Origin of the sequence: Streptomyces xiaopingdaonensis (genome assembly GCF_000262345.1) — a bacterium.
In the GTDB taxonomy this organism is placed as follows: Bacteria; Actinomycetota; Actinomycetes; order Streptomycetales; family Streptomycetaceae; genus Streptomyces; species Streptomyces xiaopingdaonensis.
The window spans coordinates 1-2,234 of record NZ_AJTQ01000290.1 but is presented as its reverse complement, the minus strand read 5'-3'; the positions used below and the strand labels follow the sequence as shown (position 1 = coordinate 2,234).

General features: G+C 71.8%; 2 protein-coding genes. Both read left to right on the top strand.

Features of this window, described 5'->3' with window-relative positions; translation table 11 throughout:
• Positions 1-195: 195 nt before the first annotated feature.
• Complete coding sequence (locus UWG_RS0122800) at positions 196-1,089, top strand: TetR/AcrR family transcriptional regulator (protein WP_016909517.1); 894 nt, start codon at positions 196-198, stop codon at positions 1,087-1,089.
• A 90-nt stretch (positions 1,090-1,179) separates the two neighbouring features.
• Positions 1,180-2,073: a beta-keto acid cleavage family enzyme gene (locus UWG_RS0122795; RefSeq protein WP_016909516.1), complete on the top strand. Its 894-nt coding sequence runs from the start codon at positions 1,180-1,182 to the stop codon at positions 2,071-2,073.
• Positions 2,074-2,234: the final 161 nt, after the last annotated feature.

The following is a 2,234-nucleotide window of genomic DNA, read 5'->3' as shown; positions in this document are numbered from 1 at the left end:
CGCCCCCCCGCCCGTTTCGTGCGCGCGGGGCGCTCGTTGCGCTGCCGTGCGTTGAGGCTGACTGATGCGTCAGTCAGAGACGTGCGCAACAGCGCGGCTCCGCAAGGAATTTCGCGGGTTCATTGTGGGGCGATACGGACAACTGCCGCGCATCGGTATTGCGGTTATCTCATCACGCCCGTACGGTGTCGAACCATGCAGCACCAGCCGGGCAGCCGAGTCGCCGACATCGGAGGCGAGGTGGCCGAGCGCGTGCGGCAGGTGATCACGCAGGCGGACTGCAGCCAGCGGGAGTTCGCCAGACGGATCGTGATGGACCCGTCGAAGCTCTCCCGCTCCCTCGGCGGCAGCCGCAGGTTCACCGCCGCCGAGCTCGCCAGGATCGCCGACGCGGCAGGCGTCGACGCCGCCTGGCTGCTGGGCTCCGGCTCCGGGACATCCCCCGAGCACGTCCCGGAGCCGGTCCTCCCCGCGCCGCGCTCCCCGGAGCCGCGGCCGGCACCCGAGGGCGGGAGGCCGCTGCAGATCGTCCGCGAGACGGTCCGGCTCATCGCGGAGCACGGCTTCCACGCCGTCCGCGTCGCGGACATCGCCGCCGCCTGCCGCACCAGCACGGCCGCCATCCACTACCACTTCCCCGGCCGCGCGGAGCTCCTGGAGGCCGCCGTCCGCTGGTGCATGGACGAGGACACCGCCTCCCGCGCGGCACACCTCGCCGAGGCCGACGACGCGGCGGACGAGCTGCACCAGCTCATCGCGCTCCAGACCCCGCGCACCGCGCAGCAGCGCAGGCAGTGGCTCGTGTGGATGGACCTGTGGGCCCAGGCCGCCAGGTCGACGGCGATCGGGCGGCTCCACGTCGAGTACTACAGGCAGTGGCGCACGACCGTCGCCGACGTGCTGCGCCGCGGCGTCGAGCAGGGCGTACTCCGCGACATCGACCCGGAGTTCAGCGCGCTGCGGCTCACCGCCCTCATCGACGGCCTCGCCAACCAGGTGCTCGCCGGAGACGGCGAGGAGCACAGCACCACGCCCGAGGAGATGCACACCGCGCTGCTCTCCCACGTCCGGACCGAACTCCACGCCTGAGGCCGCCGCTTCAGCCGGTCCGCACCACGTCCCGCGCCCCGGCACGACCGAAAACCGCACCAACTCCCCCGCGCCGACGGAAGGTTCACCATGCCCCTGACCGAATCCACCATCATCACCGCCGCCCTCACGGGGGCCGGCGACACCGTCGGGCGCAGCCCGCACGTGCCCGTCACACCGGAGCAGATCGCCAGCTCGGCCGTGGACGCCGCCAACGCCGGGGCCGCCGTGGTCCACATCCACGTCCGCGACCCCGAGACCGGCGCCCCCTCGCGGGACACGCGGCTGTACCAGGAGGTCGTCGAGCGGGTGAAGGCGACCGACGTGGACGTGGTCATCAACCTCACCGCCGGTATGGGCGGCGACCTGGTGATCGACCCGGAGCGGCCGCTGGAGCAGCTCGAGGGGACCGACCTCGTCGGCGGTCTGGAGCGGCTGCCGCACGTCGAGGAGCTGCTCCCCGACATCTGCACGCTCGACTGCGGCTCGCTCAACTTCGGCGACGGCTCCAACCTCTACGTCTCCACCCCCGACATGCTGCGCACCGGCGCCAAGCGCATCCAGGAGCTCGGCGTACGGCCCGAGTTGGAGATCTTCGACACCGGGCAGCTCTGGTTCGCCAAGCAGCTCCTCGCCGAGGGCCTCCTCGAAGAACCGACCGTCTTCCAGCTCTGCATGGGCATCCCGTGGGGCGCCCCGGCCGACCCGGGCGTGCTCAACTCGATGGTCAACATGCTGCCCGAGGGCGCCCAGTGGGCGAGCTTCGCGCTCGGCCGCATGCAGATGCCGTGGGTGGCGCAGTCGATCCTGCTCGGCGGCAACGCCCGCGTCGGCCTGGAGGACAACCTCTACCTCAGCCGCGGCGTGAAGGCCACCAACGGCCAACTCGTCGAGCGTGCCGTGCAGATCACCGAGGCGCTGGGCGCGACGGTCGCGACGCCCGACGAGGCGCGCCGGCGCATGGGCCTCAAGCCGCGCAGCTGAGCCCGCACTCGGGGCGGCTGCCGCCCCGACACCCCTTCAGGGAGGGGGAGTTGCCCGCTCCCCTTCCCCGTACGTCTGTCGTCACCGGGGTCGCGGTCCGCGTCCCCTTCTCATGCAAGGAATCTCAATGATGAAGTCAAGCTGCTTGCGTGACTGGCGGG